We start from the raw sequence: 17963 nt of genomic DNA on the forward strand, positions 1-17963 counted from the left end.
GAACTGGTTATGGTTTAGCGGCCATCCATGAATAAAAAGTATCGTTTTATTTCCCTTCGGATTGATGTCCTCTATAAATACTTTTACGCCCAGTTCCACAGTAACGAAGTATCCCAATTGTATCGCCCCAATTTTATAAAATGTACTTCCCCATTAAGATATTCGCCCTAGGCAAGGTGAATGAATAATTTCGGCGTCAGATTGGGTTTAGATAGTGCGTAGAGAGATTTCTGAGGAATAGCTTGAGTGAAACAATTTCTTCAGATCAAGCCGCGGCCGTTCGGCTCGGCGCAGTGAAGCTGCGTTTTAACTGAGGGCGAAGGCAAAGAGCAAGAAGACCGTTCAGGCCAACGTTGGCCTGAACGGTCTTCTTCGTGGTGGTGCGCCCGGCATGGGCGATAACTAGGCGGCGAAAGTCCGCTACAGGCTTGGCAGCAGGAACTGTTAGCTGAAGGCAAGGGTGTCCGTCGCGAGGCGGAATCTGAAGGAAGCCGGAGGCAAACCCTCGGTCTGACGTACAGAAATCACATATATGGCATGATGGGACGGACGAGCTTGCCATACAAAGCAAAGTCCAATACTGCCCGAATCCCATGATGTAGATGTGGCAGATGGATGAGGGGAAAGTTATCGCTCTTACCCGGGGAGATCTCACAGACGTGGAGTAGGAAAAAAATTTTCTTTTTTCTTAATATATTATCGTAAATTTTTTTTACAGAAATCAGTTTTTATACAATAAACCCTGAACTTTTATACATTAAACCCCTATTTTTTCTACATTAAATCCGGTTTGTGTCAGAAGAAAATAAAGTACTAGACTGAAAAATAAAGTTTTAGACTGGTGAGGAAGCCTAGGCGAGGTAGCGGCGGCCGGTTCGAGCAACTGTAGCCCGCGCTTCCGGGGGCTTCCGTATGAATTTAGGATGAAACCTGACTTCCTCGATCGGCACGCCGGCAGCAGTCGCCCGGTTCGAGTCAGTCTAATACTTTATTTTCTGTTTTTTTCTATCATCTTCGCAATCACCGGGTTAGTCTAAAACTTATTTTTCAATAGCTGACGATTTCTCAGCCCGAAAAACCGCGTCAAATCAACAACTCCTGTCTAATACTTTATTTTCTGCGTACAGCTGATCCAGGTATGATAAACCTGAGCCAAGTCCATCACGACTGCCTTGGGGCACAAATGACGGAAGTCTGGTGGGCGGCAGCGTAGGATCGCAAATCTTCCAATTTACGACCCGGCAGCAAATCGAGCATCGTTTCGCCACGATGGTTATGAATGCCGGTGTTGTAGGTGTGCCCTTTCTTGATCGCAAAGTCATCCACGCCAAGTACCAATCCGGTCATCGTTTTGGCTGCTGCCCAAGCTTTGGCTTGCAGCTGCTCGCTAATCTGTGGAACGACTTCCTGATGCAGACGTTGCACAGTGCTCGGCGGCTCTTGCTGCATGCGGGCGCAATGCGCCGCTGTTGAGCCGAGCGCTTGCTCCACCGCAAGGGAGCGAAACAGCTTGCTGTAGCGTTGTTTGTGCCCCACGAATTCGTAGGTCCATCCGAATCCGGCATGACAAGTCGTACAGAACAAACGAATCGCCGGTACGTGCAGATAGGATTTCCTTTTGAAGACTGACAGATGGCGTACGGTTCGCGTCCGATTGATGCCTTTGCGAATCACGTGCTGCACCGACAGGCAGATCGGGCAGCTTTGAAGATGGGCGACGGGAGTGGCGTCGATATGAAGTTCATTGTGATCGACAAACAGAATCTGGCTTACGTGTAACTCTGGTATGTTGAGAAGTTCGTTGATATACTGGTTTTGCATCTGCTTATTCTTTTTGTTGTGGTTGGGGAATTACAACAATACAGGAGTGGCAGGAATCAAGTAGACCGATGAATTCCCGGATCGGCTTTCGTCTAAATAAACGAAGGCATCAATGACAACAAACCAATTTGACGATGAGGTGTTTAAAAATGGCATTAATGTCCACATTCACGAGCATCAATCTGCCTGTAAACAACGTAGAACAATCGAAGGCGTTCTTCACCGGACTCGGATTCGAGCTCAACCCGCAATTCCCCGAGAATGAGAAGTCGGTAGCCATCATGATCGGCGACAACCTGCAGGTCATGCTGCTCACCAAAGAACTTTTAAAGTCGCTCACGCAGAAGGAAACCGTTGATACGGAAAAGTATGCGCAAATGACGATCGCATTGGCCTTCGAGAGCCGAGAAAAGGTGGATGAAATCGTGAATACTGCGGTCTCCTTGGGCGGGAAATCGTACGAAGAACCTGAGGATTATGGATTCATGTATCATTGGGCCTTCGAGGACTTGGACGGCCATATGTGGGCAATCAACTACATGAACACGGATGCAGCTCAAGGTTAAGGATAACGGAGAGCGCACTCATACTTGGATTAACAAGGGAAGACGCCGGGCAACTTCCCCGGCGTCTTCTTCGCGATGATTAGTTTTGTTCGGTATAGGCTTTGAAATTGTCCATAATCGCTTGCCAGCCTGCTTGCTGGAGCTAGACGGGGTTGGAGCTTTCCGCGTCGAACGTTTCAATGACCTTCGTCTCATTCCCTTGATCGAAAAATGTCTCGATATCCTACTGGAGTGCAATCGGCATCAAGCACTGATTTTAAGGTTGAACCGTTAAAATTAATATTTTTTTATTTGACTACTTGCTTATTTAGTAACCTAGTTCTTTAAGGTATGCTATTCGAAATTGTTGTAATTCTGGATCCCTTAAAGTTAAATGTTTGTTTACAAGTCGGATTGAGGGGTACTTCCCCTCTTGATAATGTAAATAATCCATAATATTTTTCAGCTTCGGTCCGACATGAATACCGATGACTAAACCAACGGCACTCAAGCTTTGACCATGATGCTTCATGTGTACTGGTGTCATCGTCATAATGGCGATCATAACGACTTGGGTTACTATCATTACGATTGTCCCAACTATGATTCCCCCGTTGTTTATTGCTAGTATATTCGAATGCATATCGTGCCGGAGCTTGGATCATCTTTTTGATTTGCTTCAGCGATTGTTTTAGCTACAACGAACGGGTCCGGGCGCAAAAAAATAAAGAGGACCAGACTAGCTAAGATGTATGCTACAGCAGCGAGAATAAAAGCACCTGCTAAATACGGGACACCGATTGACGTAGCAAACTTGCCCATGAAATCAACCAAGTTTGGACCTATAAATGCACCAAAAGTAGTTGACACCATCACAATGCTGATTGCTTTTGCCCGCTGTGTAGGCATTGCTAAGTCTGTACCTGCATAACGTGCTTGTAAGTTTGCAGCAGTGCCAGCACCATAGATAAATAAAGAAACAAAAAGAAGCAATATATTGTGACTTACTACTGCAATGACTACCCCTATCGCGCCAATGCCTCCTGCCATGAATCCCGTTGCAAGTCCTGTACGACGTCCAAAACGTTGGGAGAGTCGTCCGACAATAAAAGCCGCCAAGGCAGATCCAACAGTACAGGTCTACAAACGGATGTTGCTCATCGTTGCCATTTCACAAATTTTTGCTGGTGCAGGACTCGTAGCCGGAGTAACCGTAGGAGCACTCCTCGCTCAGGATATGTTGGGAACGGACAGTCTTACTGGTATTCCTGCCGCATTGTCGAAGATTAATAAGCATGATTGATATGAAGGCCTCATAAATTACTGATATATATTTAATAAAGGGGCGTGTTTAGAATCTATGACTGATAAACTGAACGGAAATACCAATGAAAGTCAAAATGAAAATACAATAACCGATGAAGATATTCTCGAAGCTCATCCTGGATATGCTTATGAAACTGACATTGGCTACCAAAATAAACAATGGATGTCCAATCTACCAGTTGACGTTAACATGAGTCAATTGTCGATTCCGGGGACACACGGATCTATGGCATTATATAACGCCACCCCTGCTGAAGATATTGCCAAAAATCAAACCATGTCCCTCACGACACAGTTAAATGCAGGCATTCGTTACGTTGATATGCGTGTTAGACGAACAAAAGATGCCTTTGCGATGCATCATGGTGCGGTGTATCAAAAGGCTATGTTTGGAGATGTTTTGCGTGATACGATTAATTTTTTAAGACAAAACCCAAAAGAAACTGTTTTTATGCGTGTGAAAGAGGAGCATGATCCTGAAGCGGGTTCCTTATCATTTGAAGCAATATTCCAAAAATACTGGGATAACAATACTGCAGATTTTTGGGACCCCAACTCAGTTCCAACAACGGAAAGGGATAATCCAAAACTACTTGATATAAGAGGGAAAATTGTTGTAATCCAAAATTTTTCTGCCTCTAAAAAATTTGGTATCAATTATGGATCTTTAAACAACCAAGATCAATATAACGTCGCAAACAATTTAGATGGTATGTACAATAAATGGACAGCAGTTAAAAATCATCTATATGCAGCAAACGGCAGTAATAAATCACAGATTTATTTAAATCATTTTAGTGGGACAAGTGGCAGTTATGGGGGAGCGTACCCTTGGTTTGTAGCGAGTGGAAAAATGTATAAAGATACAGGTAGTAACTCAAAACTATCCGATTCCTATGCAACAGGTAAATATCCTGATTATCCAAATACAGTAACTGGCAAAGTGCTCTATTCTGGCACGAATATACTAGGAACAAATCTGATACAAAATGGTAGTGTTTCACATACAGGAATTATCGCTGCAGATTTTCCTGGTAAAGGATTGATTGATGGTGTCATTCGGTTGAATAGCAGACTCTATAGTGGGGATGTTCGCTACATAACACCAAAAGGCTCTACAGGCTTCCGTGTTGGATTCGGTGGAGATACATATTTACATCAGAGTTATGTGGTGTATCGAAACGGTACCTATATGGGGCACGTCGATAGTGGCAGTACTTATTATGGTTATTGGGATAAAACGGATGTGGGACACGATTTTAGGTTTGAAGGTTTAACCCTATTTACGGGTGATAAGATTGACGTTTATGTAAAGAAGGATGGCCATTCAACACTCCTTAAAAGTCAAATTCTAACTGTAGATGAACAAGAAGGAGAAGAAGTAAGAATACCCGATGGAAAATATAGCATTACTTCTGCTTTAAACAATAGCAGTGAAGTGGCTATGCAGACATCACTTTCAAATAATGGGTACAATGTAGTTCTATGGGGGCATGCGAACAGGGAACTGAATGGGCAATGGAATTTGGTATATGATTCCAATAAAAAAGCATATCAAATTAAAAGTGCATGGAAAATAGATGAAGCATTAACTTGGACACGGGATTCAATCAACGTATATACTTCCCCGGCTATGGGGACGCATGATGAAGCTTATTGGATCTTAAAACGAGCAGGGAAAGGATACCTGTATTTAGAAAACAAAGCCAGTAAAACGGTATTAGACGTAACTGGTGGAGGAACTGCAAATGGAACGAATATCAATGTATGGGGGCAAACTCCGGGTGCAATGAATCAAAAATTTAAGTTGATTCCGCGAACAGAAAAATTAGAAGCACAAATTGATTCTTTGTACAGACCACAACCTGGTCAAAGTAATAGATCCAGTGGTAATTTCTCATTGGAGCATCTTGCTACCGGTACAAGAGTTCAATTGTGGATAGAAGGGGCTGGTGCATCAGCACTTAACTTCAAAGTAATGCGTGATGTATCAGGTGGATCAGACCCTACAACTTGGTCAAATGTTAAACATGGTTCTATCGTAACGATTCCTTCAGGGACAGTTGCAAATAAAAAGAACCTGTATATCGCTAACCCAGGTGGTTATTCAGCGAATGGGACTTTCAAAGTTAAATTCCAAACATTGCTAAATTAACCGAAAAAGAACTGAACAAATAATACTTAGTTATTTTTCGTTAATTTTGATGAATATACCACCAGACAACGAACGTATAATTTTGCACATACAGGGGTTCAGCCAACGAAATGACGTAAAACCCACGCTGAGACATATTTCCCCATATAGAAACCGGTTTTTCCTACGCTAAGGATTAACCGGCTTTGTTTTTTACTTACGAAGTGACCGTAATGACTGAAGTGTCGTTGTATTCACCTAAGAAATTGATGTGTTCCCAGCCTAGAGGGGAAGTTATGGTGGAGTAGTTCTTCACGTAGATAATCCGTTGCTTTTGCCAGATACATGATAGCGTTAATAAGGATGTTTAATGCGCTGGCGCGTTGGAGTTGATCTTGCAACGCACGTTCACGTAGTTCCCCGTGTTTGTCAAAGAAGACAACTTTAATTTCATCTAAAAAAATGACCCGTTCAGCCACAGAAAAAGTAGAGAGGGTTCCATAGTTGTATCTTTTAAACATGTATCTACTGGATGCGAAAAATGAGATTAAGCGACTTAACGATAGAGATGTCCACCAACTTGAACAAGCGTTGAATCAGCTACAAGAAATTTCAAATCTCAGAAACGAAAATCGCATTCTTCGTGAGCAGCTAGAGGGTAAGCCAGCTACGGAACATGAACAAAGACTCCTACGAATCGCTAAAGGTATTATTCGGGAATATGAATGCCAAGTACGTCCGTGAATAATTGAGGAACTTAAAAAGCCTCCATTGCTGGAGACCTTGATGTGGAACCCGATATTTAACACTAGCGAGGTTTGCTATTACCTTCTTAGCTTACTTTCGCAATTTCAACGGCATTTCATAGCAAACGAAGCTGTACGGGCTGAGGGGTTAAGATGGTCGCCAGTCCTTCACTGCTCCTATAATTACTACTTTTTGTTCATTATTTTTCATATTCTTTGTGCTACTACTTATTATTCGTAACCTTGGTAATCAGGGAGCATCAGATGACGATAATAATGGGGGTGGCATACTGATCCTTCGCTTCTTATAGAAATGGATGCGGATGCGGATTGAGTTGCCCGGCCGTCAGCGACTCTTTCGCATATCCAAGCTCCGCCGGCACCCGAAGCGCTCTCTTCAGCCCCGTCAAGCGTTGCAAATGATGTCCGAACGTCATCGGCATCATTCCCGGAATCAGAACTTTTACGCAATGCAGCCCGTTTCGCAGCGTTTCCAGCGACGACTGATCCACCGCGATCACATCGAGGTTCAAGCGGCGAAATACCTCGATCGTGTCCTTCAGATCATCGGTCAGATCCGCATGAATTGCCTTACGCTTGAACTCCTCGTCAAACGTTCTGAGCGGACGCTGTCCGTCCAGCAAAAATTGCAGCCGTTCCTCTGCCTGCGGCAAACCGTACAGCATGACATGATCCTCCATTTGCCATACGAGAAACGGATCGTCAAGCATTTGCATAAAATGTTCCCTGCCCGCCTCAAATTTCTCTTGCAGGAAGATCAGCCTGCCGGCCAATTCGTGAATGGCGCTTTTCGCGGCCCGTACCGGATCCAAATGAGCTCCCGCCGCACAGATAAGATTCATCTTCCCGGGGCTGACGCTTTTCGCGAGCGCCCAAATGCTCGGAATCCCATTCTCCATCGTCATGTTAAACAAATGTACATCGTATCCGGCAACTGCGCGCAGCCTTTCGACCATGAGCCGCAGCTCCTGATCGTTAGCGGAATAGGGGTCCAGGCGCGGGATCGGCAATTGCGCGTACCAAGTCATCAGGAACGAGTCGCGCTCAGCCACTTCCAAAATTCCGTACAAGACGGCTTCCTCCAAGCTTCCGCCTAACGCACACCCGTTGGAGCCTTCCTGGACAAAGCCGCCACCGAATCCCGAGCTGTAATAAGCGAGACTCTCCGGAACAAGGATCGGACACTTCCGCACTAGCGAATAGCCCCATATCCAATCAATCGGGAGGTCGGGATCAAACGGTTCGAACGTGAAATCAGGCTGCGCGTACTGTTCCTTCGAATATAACCCAACCTTGGAGGGGTCGAGCGAATGATCCGCAACACGGTTGTAGCTGTCGTAGATTACGGTCCGTTTGCCGCGGGGGGTTATACCGCAGTGTCGCTCCAATCCTTCCAAGATCGCGGTCAATTCGCTTTCCGCATAAGAAAAGCTGCGGCCTCCCGTTATCTCATCTCCCATCAAAAACGACGGCAGATTGACCCCCACCCCGGCAAACGGCGACACGAGGTCAAGCATCTTGGCATTGAATACGCCGGTCCGGGAATCCATATAGTCTTTGGCCAAATGTTGTTTCAGGTCGTCTATCGGACGGCAGCGGTAACTGTCGGCGCTTATCTTCGGTCTCGGCTTGAGCGAAATGTTGGCCGCCGCCAATGAATCGTCGGGCAAGCGGCCGCACACCGGACAGAGCGGGTCAGGCAGAAAGAAATGGAGCGAGCTATTAAGAGTTTTCAGATTAACGATATACATATGCTCTTCCGTATGGGCTCGGCTGCCCTGAAGCACTCGCTGCGTCTCGGCAATCAGCAAGTGAGCTGCATGCATAAGTCCTGCAGGCGAAGATCTTACGGCACGTTGTATGTCCCCAGACGACGCCGTGAAACGCCGGTTATCCGCACACTGGGAGCATCCCGGCACACCCGGACGAACCAAAGGCCCGACTATGCCTTCTTCCATTGAAATAAAGCCCCGCAGCCACGGGATACCGGCCTGTTGCAGCACCTCTTCTGCCTCGAAGTATCCGGAGTAAGGCCAGTCATCGCGCAGCACCACAACCAATTTCGCCGCTTTCGGTATGTCTGAAGTGAAATCTGGCTGTCGAACGACCTGATAACAGTCCAATAGCTTTCCGCATACGAAGTCGGCCAATAAACCTTCTCCGACAACTGATATGATAGCATTCACGCAGATCACCTCATCGAATCTTATGTTTCGAAATAGAAAGCCGTTGAAACATATATTTTAAGCTTCTCTGTAATTTTAGGAAGCGTATATCCATCACCATTAACTTGAAATATTTAAAGTAACGCTGGCGACCACGATATTTTCCGTTCCGCTTCACACTTAAACTCCCACAAATCTCCAAGAACTTGACTTCTCGGATTTCGCCAGTAATCCATGGATCTTGGGAGCAGGAAATAAGGTATCTTTAATCGCTTCAATTTTCTCCTAATATCTTAAAGATGATTTCATTATATATTAGGGATGACTAGTATATGCACGTATTGGACAAGCTGCTTACAATTTTCAATAATAACCCCAAAGCCGATTTAACATATTGATCTTCAAAAAAGGAAAGTACAGTTTTATTCTGTACTTTCCTTTTTAGGTAATCCGAAAATATCTAAAGAGAACAATATATATGAATTTTCAGAGATGTGGATGTTCCCATTCAAAAAGCTCCCTAAGCGTTGTCATACAGCGACCCGGAAACATTTAGGATAGCTTTTGATTATCACGTTTTGGGCATTAAATCCTGCAGTATTTATTTAAACTACAAGGATTCTTTTTCCTTCATAAGGGAGTAGACCTCCGTATTCAAGGATCGCCAACAAGCGGAGGCTCTGGGAAGTAAATACGTCAATTTTATCTTTTATAAACTCGCTTTTCTTCATCCTTTTACTTTCAGTAATCTCATGCTATTTAAATTTACAATTAGAGATGCGCCAGTCTTGGTTAACCCCAACTGTTTGAAGCCCTTTAAGAGCTTTCACAGAGGTATCACGAATGGCATCCGCCACCGCCATAATACCGAATATCTTCTCTTTTGTTCCTATAATAACGATTGTATTTCCTTCTTGCTGAAGTGAAAGGATTTGGGATTCCAGTTCTGCCAGAGATGTGTTTAGCTCCAGAACAATTTAAGGTTACCAACAAAGTATTCCTCATCGCCAATAGTCTCGCCTATACCTTACCGACGATGTTTCTGAACTTATCGCTTAGAACGGTAGAGATGCCTTTATCCTTAAAGTACGCAACGACTGTTTTTGCGGTGGGGTGCGTGGAGTATTCTTCTAGCGTTCGCGCAATACTGAGTAGCTCTTCTTCATTTGATCGTGTTACTACAACTTGGAATAATGTGAAAGCACCCAAAAGGGACTAGTGGGATCCGAACCACGTATGCCCCTGGAACGCGCGATGATCTTGGAATGCAGCGCCTTATGGACTGGAAAAGAGACGTTTTTTGTAGGTGAACGACTGTTTTATGCATGGGTGGACAGGTATCCAATCGATGTTACCTACACAGGAGTATATTGTATAGCAATGTATCTCTGTTGGCAGAAAGGAGGTGGACGTTCGTGACATCCCAAATTCGGAAAGAGGACGTTCGTAAAATGGTCGGTAAACAAATTATGGCACTAAAAAAAGACGGAACAAGCGTATCGGGCAAATTGGTCAGAATTAGTGGAAACACGTTGATTGTAGCTCCACAAAAAGGTAAAAAAGTACAGGTTAAAGCGATCATCCCATTGGTATTGTTTGATCTCTTAGCCATCGGCACTGAACCTTTTGCATTCGGTGGTTTTGGTGGGTTTCCGTTTGGCGGCTTCGGTGGTCCAGGATTCTGGTGGTAAGATGAAATAAGGGGCTACACCGAAAGATTTATTTCGGCGCAGCCCTTTTTTTATTGAAGTTTTTATATATGGTTGGGCTCCTCGAGTATGCTTCGTTTGCTTCAATTGTCATAACTGTTGCAATTTTTTTCATATCTATTTTAAGGGGGCACTTCACGACATTGGCTGCAGTACTTTCCTTAAAGTATAAGACATGAGGGACAAATAGCTGCACATAAGATTGCTTGTGAAGAGTTGGGGCAGATCGGGAATTACGGAGGAGGAGTAAAATGACAAATTTGAACCATTCGATGCGACCTAAGATGAAAAGGGATACGTTTTTTCTCCATAATCCAAACGGTAGTGTGTATTTTCGAAACAACGAAAGCTCGTTCCGCATGGAAGGCGCATTCAACGGGGGGAATAGGTTAGAGGATTTGCCAGACCAACACCGGAACCAGGTATATAGAACTACAGAAATGTTGTATCGTAATGGCTTTGTTCAGGATGTGAGCCAACACACTCCACACCAACTGCCGGAAGGGGTTCTCAAAGAGTATGCTTCTCAAATTGAATTTTTGGACAATTTCGGTGATTCGGGTGCTTACCGGTTTCAGTCCTATCGTCAGGCCAAAGTATTGACGGTCGGCTCTGGTCCATTATTGATCTCGGTCATTTCTGCGCTGCTTGTATCCGGAATGCCCAAGTTTCACGTGCTAGTCTCTGGCTCAGAGCCGACTGATCGTCAACGGATGCTAGAACTGGCGGCACATGCCCGTAAAACGGACCCCGAGGTGACAATAGAGGAAGTTACCCTGCAGAAGGAAGGGGTTAGTAGTTGGCGGGAGGCTGTGAGACCGTTTGATTCAATTTTGTTTGTGTCACAGGAGAGTGATATCGAGGAATTGCGGGTTCTTCACGCGGTTTGCAGGGAGGAGAAGAAGGTGTTTCTTCCCGCAGTGTGTCTGCAGCAGGTGGGTCTGGCGGGTCCGCTAGTGCATCCGGACTTTGAGGGTTGCTGGGAGTCAGCGTGGCGCAGCATTCACGAATCTGCGATTTATAAAGCTCCTCAACCGCACTCCTTTTCTTCCACAGCGGGAGCGATGTTAGCGAATGTGATCGTGTTTGAATTATTAAAAAAGATTACAGGAGCGAACGATGCGGAACAAAGTAATCAATTCTTCCTGCTTAATCTGGAGACATTGGAAGGAAAATGGCATTCGTTCATGCCCCATCCGCTTGTGACCGGACGCACCGCAGCAGAATGGATTCACGATTTCGATCTGCAGCTCGAACGGAGATCAAGCAAAAGTGAGAACGGACTGCTCCCTTACTTCAGTCGGTTGACATCGGCTGAATCAGGGATTTTCCATATTTGGGAGGAGGGAGACTTAAAGCAGCTACCGCTCTCACAGTGTCGCGTTCAGGCAGTCGATCCGCTATCGGAAGGGCCGGCTGGGTTTCTGCCAGACATTGTTTGTACAGATTTGACGCATGAGGGAGCGAGGCGGGAAGCGGGGCTGGCCGGGATTGAAGCTTATGTGTCGCGAATGGCCTGCCTGCTCGTTTCGACGCTTCCATCCTATCAGGAATTAGAGTGCAACAGGATAGATCCGCAGGAATTTATTGGCGTTGGAGCGGGAGAAACGGTTGCGGAAGGCATTGGCCGAGGGTTGCAAAGGAGTTTGGCCGAGGTACTGGGCAAGCGACAGGCATGTCAGTTGCCTTCTGTCTTTCGAGTACAGTTGCCTATAATAGAAGATAAACACTGCCAGTTTTATTTGCAGGCTCTGACGACGATGAAGGGAGCACCACTGATTGGTTTAGGAGAGGAAGTATCCGGATTCCCTGTGATGTGGGTCGGTACAAGTGATCGTTGGTATGGCGGTGTAGGGTTGAATGTGACCATGGCGTTGCGGGATGCTTTGAAACAGGCTTTGTTGGAGGTACAAAACCAACCGACTTGCCTCACATCGAAAGTGTTGGAGGTATCGTCCGTGCATCTAGCTGAACAGTTGCCGCTAATCATTGAGATCCCTTCATGTGAAGTGACATTAAAATCGGATGTTCTGCAGTCCGCCTTGCAAGTCTTGGAACGGAACGGTAAGAGGCTCTTGGTCTTGGATCTGGCAGTAGCACCGTTTTTGAAAGAGGAAATGGCAGGAGTGTTTGGCGTGTTGCTACGAGAGGGGGAATCCCGGTGAGCGCTATTGCTATGATTGTGGGTGATGGAGTGTTAGCGGACTTCGTATACGAGGAACTTTCAGCCCAATTCGAGGTTGTACGCCAGATCAATTTCGAGGCAGGTGTACCGGAAGCGGTGAATTTTGTGCTGGTGCTGCACGATGCGTGAGCGGCGGCTTCCTTCAGATATCGGAATGATTTGGATGGAGCACATGAGAGCCCCGTTTCACTCAACTCACTGCACGGTTGTGTGTATAATGTTGATGGCATTTGGACGGCGCGTACCAGTATGAAAGCGCTGCTCATACGTTGCGACGGGTAAGCCATGCAGGCTGCAGCAGGGAATGCCTTCCGACAACGTGAAATCCCTTAAAGAGTTTATTGATATTGTTGGCCAGCATTGGAACCATGAAAAAACAAGGCCGTATTCTAATCTATATCAGCGATAGGGACCGTTTTTTCTCTTTGTGTTGGATTAAGGAATTACCATGCAAAAGCTGATGTGATGATAACCAAAAGAATAAAAAGAACCAAAATAGCTGTTGCGCTTGAACCATAACCTGCACAACTTGCACCATAACCTACTGCTCCCATGTTTACTCATTCCCCTCTGCTGATTTGTCACTACGGTATAAATTATGTTTGTTAAATAGTGATTGCGTGGACGTATGAACCAAATTGAGTGTTGGAATAGCCGGCATTCGTAAAAAAGAATTCGGATGGTCCCTGCAGGTGAGTGACGGCAGCTATGTTGGTGTTTGTGAATTTGTACCACCGGAAGCACGATCTGCATTTTTCAAAATAGCCGAGTATCACCCGGAAAAAATAACCGCAAATTCCACTTATGTGTCCACACATTATTTTTAAATTTGAATCTTATATATTAAGCTTCCACAGCCACTTATCTCATATTTCACCCTCCATTTACCATAAAAAAGTCACCCTGAGATTAAGATTAAGGGTGACTTTTTTTATGATAAGAACAACGAGAAAAAACGGCCCGTATGTTATTTCGCGGCCGCTTTTTCTCGTTGTTATTTGTGTTGGATTAAGGAATTACCATACAAAAGCTGAAGTGATGATAACCAACAGAATAAAAAGAACCAAAATAGCTGCTGCGCTTGAACCATAACCTGCACAACTTGCACCATAACCTACTGCTCCCATGTTTACTCATTCCCCTCTGCTGATTTGTCACTACGGTATAAATTATGTTTGTTAAATAGTGATTGCTTGGACGTATGAACCAAATTGAGTGTTGGAATAGCCGGCATTCGTAAAAAAGAATTCGGATGGTCCCTGCAGGTGAGTGATGGCAGCTATGTTGTTGTTTGTGTATTTATACCACTGCAAGCCCGATCTGCATTTTTCAAAATAGCCGAGTATCACCCGGAAAAAATAACCGCAAATTCCCCCTATGCGTCCAAGGACAAATCGGCCAGCTACTTCAAAATGCTGGAAATCCCGCAGTTCGTTGCGAATACATCGAGAACTACGTTCTGTCCGTTATGAAGAGCATGTAGAAATTATCTTTAAGCTCTCTGTTATAGATTTAGCATATGGAGTTGAGGGGAGTCGAACCCCTGTCCGAAAATATTGTCACTGACATCTAAGAGTGTAAGTCACAATTTAGATGTCACCCTAGCATCGCTTCATTTTCTCCGAAGAGTATTAGTAACACTCTTAATTGAATCAATACTATTAATACCCACACAACCTAAGCATAATTGCAATATTATACCTATAAGATGCACTTGATGAAATGCAGGTGTTAGCAAAAATCGATCATTAGCACTGATCTTTCATTTTGGTTATTTGCGTTGTATGTATGATTAATCGAGGAGTTGGTAATATTGCTATGATCTATGCAGCTCTTGGAGATTCCATCACATTTGGGGAAAATGCCTCCTCTTTTGCAAATGCTTATCCCCAATTGACCGTATCTACATTAAATTCAAGCTCCCATAAGGCTACATGTTATGTTATGGCTCGGCCTGGTTGGACCAGCGATGATCTGTTAGATTCAGTGATATGGCGGGGGGCCTCAGTTATTCGGCATGCTGCTGTTGTTTCGATATGGATCGGAGGCGTGGATTTAGCAAACGCAGCATTGATTTCACTTCGAAATCAGCAGCCATTAGCCGCAAAACAAATTGCAGCAAACTATAGACGCAACCTAGGTGCCATTGTATCCCAAATAAAAAAAGGATGTCATGCCCGCATCATCTGCTGCACGCAGTACAACCCATTCCCTAACAGTCCTCTTGCTGTTGAGTCAGTAGACAAACTTAATCGTATAACGAAAGAGCTCACCCAAAGTTACGATGTAAGTATTGCTCCCGCTCATACATGGTTCGAAGGAAAACAAGCGAATCTTATCTATGGATATCGAAATGGAAAAATTGAGGATGCCTTGAGCGGATCTCTGCCCATCCATCCAAATGATAAGGGGCATCAAGTTATTGCAATGGGAATGGCACCCTATCTTATACCTCGTAAGTAGCATTGAGGCGCGGGCCGGCGCATGGCTTTTTGTAGGGTCCGTGGTCGCACCATAAGCGCCGTTACTTAAACGGTAAAGTGTTACTCCAAATCAACAGAGGCCTGGTAGATAAGGTATTTACTCAACTCTAACGGGAAACTATAGTTTTCATGAAGACTCAGGACGAGGCTGCTGGGATGATCGGTGGCCTTTATTACGTTAACGGACAGGATACTCAATAACTCTGAATAGTCCTTATGAATTTGTTTTAGTGAAAATACACAAGAAATGTGGTTAATGTTTGGATATATTATCTTGAGGAGTTATTTCTTTGTCTAAAAGGGGAAAAGGAGTTGTATTTTGCTTTCTTGCAGCTTTTCTATTATCCGTACAATATCTAAGTGCAGCGATCTTTGGCTCAAATGTAAGCTCATGGAATCCACAGTTATTTCAAAATATCCTTTATTCTTTTGGCGACTATCCTGTAACTCTGAGTAAATTTTCACTCTTAGTAGGAATAGGTTATATAATTTGGGCTGTGGTTGACGAGTATGTACGAAACCTTAAAACACAAAATAATAAGTGGTGCCAGACAGAACTGCTACGTAGTGGTTGAGATAACGGAAAACGATCGTGTGGGAGTTGCCTGTAGCTGCTCCTTTTTTCTTTTAGTTGACGGGCAGATTACAATTTATCCATTCAAAACCGAAGTATCAAAATAATCACTTAGATACGGATAAAGGCAAGTCCAAGGCCATCCGCAAAGGTTGGACTTGGACTTGCCTTTATAGACAGAGCGGTGAACCTTATCACAAGTCATGCAATTTTTTTGCTCAATGCGATTCCTTATGAAGATTGGATCATTCGGGCGACACGTTCCCCAAGCTCGGACGACGCCTGGTACAGGTAGCTAAGCACGATGTTTTGCGTTTCGGGGGATATGCCAGCAAGATCGACGGCCAGGTTATCTACCAAGTGTTCTTGCTGCAATGGGGCAAGAGCATGATAATACTGACCGGCTTGCGCGAAGTCGTCTTGCTTGGGCGGGTCGGACCGCACGAGGGGTCCTTCCACGAATCTCCCGTTGCCGCTGGTCACAAGGGAATCAGGCGTCCAGTTCTGCTGATGATTAATCGGAATCTTGCGGAAATCCGGCCCAAGCCGCCGGCGCTGCGAATCCCAATAAAGATTTGCACGCCCCTGAAGTATCTTATCGTCCGATAACTCTGCGCCTTCCAGCAGGTTGGAAGGGGAGAAAGCCAACTTTTCTACTTGCTCCATATAATTATCCGGATTGCGATTTAATACCAATCTCCCGACTGGCAGTAAGGGATATTGCCGCTCATCCCATACCTTTGTATTATCCAACGGATCATAAGGGAGAAAGGACTCGTCTTGGGGGTTCATCAGCTGCACGTAAAGCCCATATTCAAACGTTTTGCCCGCGTTCAGCGCATCGAATAAGTCCTTGCCGGCATAATCCGGATTCTCGCAAGCGAGCCGAGCTGCTTCTTGACGGTCAATATACTGGACACCCGCAAGAGGCAACCAATGATACTTCACGTAAGTGCGGACACCTTGCGCGTTTTTCCAGACGTATGCATTTACACTGTGACCCGGGATGTGGCGAAGACTCTTGACAGTACCCGCGTCGGAGTAGAGCCGTACGAGAAAGCTTGTGCATTCCGGTGCTCGGGCGACGAAACTCCAAAATCGTTCCGGATCGATTAGGTTGTTGACGGGCGACGGCAGGAAGGCATTGATAAACTCGGGAAAGCGGATGGCGTCTCTGACGGCGAATACAGGGATATGGTTACAGACAAGATCGAACACCCCATGATCCGTATAGAACTTGGTGGCGAGTCCGTGTACGTTACGGGAAGTATCCGGCGTGCCTTTGTTGCTGACGGCTAAGGAGAATCTTACTGCGACAGGGACCTGCTGACCCGGATTTTGCAAGAAACAAAGCTGCGTGTAAGCCGTCATGGCATGTACGGTCTGAAAGTAGCCGAATGCGCCATATCCTTTGGCATGCACGGGCCTTTCTAACAATTTCGAATGGATGAAAGTCTCCAGCTTTTCATGAGGCCAAAACAACAACATTGATAGAACTTATATATTAATTAATTGATTAATATACTAATAAAAAATATTAACAACAAAAAATTAAGATGATTCCTTTTTGTTGTTAGGAATTAATCTATGAATTTCTATATTTAGAACAAAACATATTTCGTACAAAGTATATAATGAAATTTTCTGAACACCATTTTCAAGGTTTGTAATTGAAGTTCTAGAAAGGCTTATACGATCACTTAACTCTTGTTGAGTTAAATCTTTAAATCGTCGAGCTGCTCTTATTCGTTGGCCAATTTCTGCATACAAAAGAGTCTCAACTTTCCAATCGCTATAACGATAATTTGATTTTTGTTTCATATGACACTTTACCATTCATTGTTATTAGGCATCCAAAAAATCTAGCGAGTGGAGTACCGATTACATTTTTTCAGTTCAAAAAGAATCATCATGAAAAAGTGATCGATTTAGAGTGTCCGAACCAGCAAAATAAAAAGATAAATCAAATGAAAGAAAGGATGGGCATATAGAGATATTATGGATTCAAATTATCCAGAAAATTATGAAAGTGAATCTAGGGATATTGATAAGCATGCGCTAGCTGAGGCGATTGTCCAATGACACAAATGTGCCTACATAATCAGATTGACAAAAGCTTGAGAAATTAGGCTTTTTTATTTTTTATGTAGGTTGATTTGTGTCAACGAAAAATGCACAAATGTCCCTACATTGTAGTATTGTGACACAAATTAACCAACATTGTAGCGGATAATAACCTCAAATTTTTTATATT

General features: G+C 44.5%; 14 protein-coding genes and 8 pseudogenes. 10 read left to right on the forward strand and 12 right to left on the reverse strand.

What is annotated here, in order from left to right; translation table 11 throughout:
* From GK047_RS30020 to GK047_RS30805, 3 genes and pseudogenes are all read right to left on the reverse strand, one after another.
* A pseudogene (locus GK047_RS30020) lies at window positions 1-117 on the reverse strand (alpha/beta fold hydrolase); the annotation flags it as partial.
* Window positions 118-265: 148 nt separating this feature from the next.
* Window positions 266-655, reverse strand: coding sequence for a hypothetical protein (locus GK047_RS28655; RefSeq protein ID WP_163954128.1), 390 nt, complete (start codon window positions 653-655; stop codon window positions 266-268).
* 471 nt (window positions 656-1126) lie between these two features.
* Window positions 1127-1821, reverse strand: a pseudogene (locus GK047_RS30805) (transposase); the annotation flags it as partial.
* A gap of 149 nt (window positions 1822-1970) precedes the next feature.
* Here GK047_RS30805 and GK047_RS28675 point away from each other — a divergent pair.
* Window positions 1971-2387 (forward strand): VOC family protein, encoded by a 417-nt coding sequence (locus GK047_RS28675; RefSeq protein WP_163954136.1) that lies wholly within the window; start codon window positions 1971-1973, stop codon window positions 2385-2387.
* Window positions 2388-2466: 79 nt separating this feature from the next.
* Here the strand turns inward: GK047_RS28675 and GK047_RS30030 are convergent.
* Together GK047_RS30030 and GK047_RS28680 are read right to left on the reverse strand one after the other, a co-directional pair.
* Window positions 2467-2601 (reverse strand): annotated as a pseudogene (locus GK047_RS30030) (polyketide cyclase); the annotation flags it as partial.
* A gap of 237 nt (window positions 2602-2838) precedes the next feature.
* A pseudogene (locus GK047_RS28680) lies at window positions 2839-3500 on the reverse strand (MFS transporter); the annotation flags it as partial.
* A gap of 16 nt (window positions 3501-3516) precedes the next feature.
* On the opposite strand from GK047_RS28680, the pseudogene GK047_RS29375 reads away from it, so the two are divergent.
* Together GK047_RS29375 and GK047_RS28690 are read left to right on the forward strand one after the other, a co-directional pair.
* Window positions 3517-3645: pseudogene (locus tag GK047_RS29375) on the forward strand (MFS transporter); the annotation flags it as partial.
* Between the two features lie 81 nt (window positions 3646-3726).
* Window positions 3727-5847, forward strand: a complete 2121-nt coding sequence (locus GK047_RS28690) for a phosphatidylinositol-specific phospholipase C domain-containing protein (protein WP_163954138.1) — start codon at window positions 3727-3729, stop codon at window positions 5845-5847.
* Between the two features lie 196 nt (window positions 5848-6043).
* Here the strand turns inward: GK047_RS28690 and GK047_RS28695 are convergent.
* A pseudogene (locus tag GK047_RS28695) lies at window positions 6044-6272 on the reverse strand (Tn3 family transposase); the annotation flags it as partial.
* A gap of 73 nt (window positions 6273-6345) precedes the next feature.
* Between GK047_RS28695 and GK047_RS28700 the strand changes: the two are divergent.
* A complete protein-coding gene (locus tag GK047_RS28700; RefSeq protein WP_163954140.1) occupies window positions 6346-6570 on the forward strand; it encodes a hypothetical protein in 225 nt (74 codons plus the stop codon).
* A gap of 307 nt (window positions 6571-6877) precedes the next feature.
* On the opposite strand, the gene GK047_RS28705 is transcribed toward GK047_RS28700, so the two are convergent.
* Window positions 6878-8779 carry a TOMM precursor leader peptide-binding protein gene (locus tag GK047_RS28705; RefSeq protein ID WP_163954142.1) on the reverse strand — a complete coding sequence of 634 codons (1902 nt, stop codon included), beginning with the start codon at window positions 8777-8779 and terminating at the stop codon, window positions 6878-6880.
* A 29-nt stretch (window positions 8780-8808) separates the two neighbouring features.
* Window positions 8809-9037 (reverse strand): annotated as a pseudogene (locus GK047_RS30035) (transposase-like zinc-binding domain-containing protein); the annotation flags it as partial.
* A 1136-nt stretch (window positions 9038-10173) separates the two neighbouring features.
* Between GK047_RS30035 and GK047_RS28710 the strand changes: the two are divergent.
* From GK047_RS28710 to GK047_RS30810, 3 genes are all read left to right on the forward strand, one after another.
* Window positions 10174-10449 carry a hypothetical protein gene (locus GK047_RS28710; protein ID WP_346010407.1) on the forward strand — a complete coding sequence of 92 codons (276 nt, stop codon included), beginning with the start codon at window positions 10174-10176 and terminating at the stop codon, window positions 10447-10449.
* A gap of 269 nt (window positions 10450-10718) precedes the next feature.
* On the forward strand, window positions 10719-12632 hold the full coding sequence (locus tag GK047_RS28715) for a putative thiazole-containing bacteriocin maturation protein (protein ID WP_163954157.1): 1914 nt from the start codon (window positions 10719-10721) through the stop codon (window positions 12630-12632).
* The gene (locus tag GK047_RS30810) at window positions 12629-12781 is read left to right on the forward strand and encodes a hypothetical protein (RefSeq protein WP_163954126.1); all 153 of its coding nucleotides are present in this window, start codon (window positions 12629-12631) and stop codon (window positions 12779-12781) included. Before GK047_RS28715 ends, GK047_RS30810 begins: the two co-directional genes overlap by 4 nt.
* A gap of 314 nt (window positions 12782-13095) precedes the next feature.
* On the opposite strand, the gene GK047_RS28725 is transcribed toward GK047_RS30810, so the two are convergent.
* On the reverse strand, window positions 13096-13206 hold the full coding sequence (locus tag GK047_RS28725) for a YjcZ family sporulation protein (protein ID WP_163954158.1): 111 nt from the start codon (window positions 13204-13206) through the stop codon (window positions 13096-13098).
* A gap of 84 nt (window positions 13207-13290) precedes the next feature.
* On the opposite strand from GK047_RS28725, the gene GK047_RS28730 reads away from it, so the two are divergent.
* Window positions 13291-13479 (forward strand): hypothetical protein, encoded by a 189-nt coding sequence (locus GK047_RS28730; RefSeq protein ID WP_163954159.1) that lies wholly within the window; start codon window positions 13291-13293, stop codon window positions 13477-13479.
* Between the two features lie 189 nt (window positions 13480-13668).
* Here the strand turns inward: GK047_RS28730 and GK047_RS28735 are convergent, their stop codons facing one another.
* On the reverse strand, window positions 13669-13779 hold the full coding sequence (locus tag GK047_RS28735) for a YjcZ family sporulation protein (protein WP_163954161.1): 111 nt from the start codon (window positions 13777-13779) through the stop codon (window positions 13669-13671).
* 84 nt (window positions 13780-13863) lie between these two features.
* On the opposite strand from GK047_RS28735, the gene GK047_RS28740 reads away from it, so the two are divergent.
* Both GK047_RS28740 and GK047_RS28745 read left to right on the forward strand, forming a co-directional pair.
* Entirely contained in the window at window positions 13864-14124 is a 261-nt protein-coding gene (locus tag GK047_RS28740; RefSeq protein ID WP_163954163.1) for a hypothetical protein, read from the forward strand.
* A gap of 346 nt (window positions 14125-14470) precedes the next feature.
* Window positions 14471-15115, forward strand: a complete 645-nt coding sequence (locus GK047_RS28745; RefSeq protein WP_163954165.1) for an SGNH/GDSL hydrolase family protein — start codon at window positions 14471-14473, stop codon at window positions 15113-15115.
* Between the two features lie 825 nt (window positions 15116-15940).
* Here GK047_RS28745 and GK047_RS28750 read toward each other — a convergent pair.
* Window positions 15941-17179, reverse strand: a pseudogene (locus tag GK047_RS28750) (catalase); the annotation flags it as partial.
* An 81-nt stretch (window positions 17180-17260) separates the two neighbouring features.
* A complete protein-coding gene (locus GK047_RS28755) occupies window positions 17261-17530 on the reverse strand; it encodes a helix-turn-helix domain-containing protein (RefSeq protein ID WP_163954167.1) in 270 nt (89 codons plus the stop codon).
* Window positions 17531-17963: the final 433 nt, after the last annotated feature.

Origin of the sequence: Paenibacillus sp. SYP-B3998 (genome assembly GCF_010820665.1) — a bacterium.
GTDB lineage: Bacteria > Bacillota > Bacilli > Paenibacillales > NBRC-103111 > Paenibacillus_E.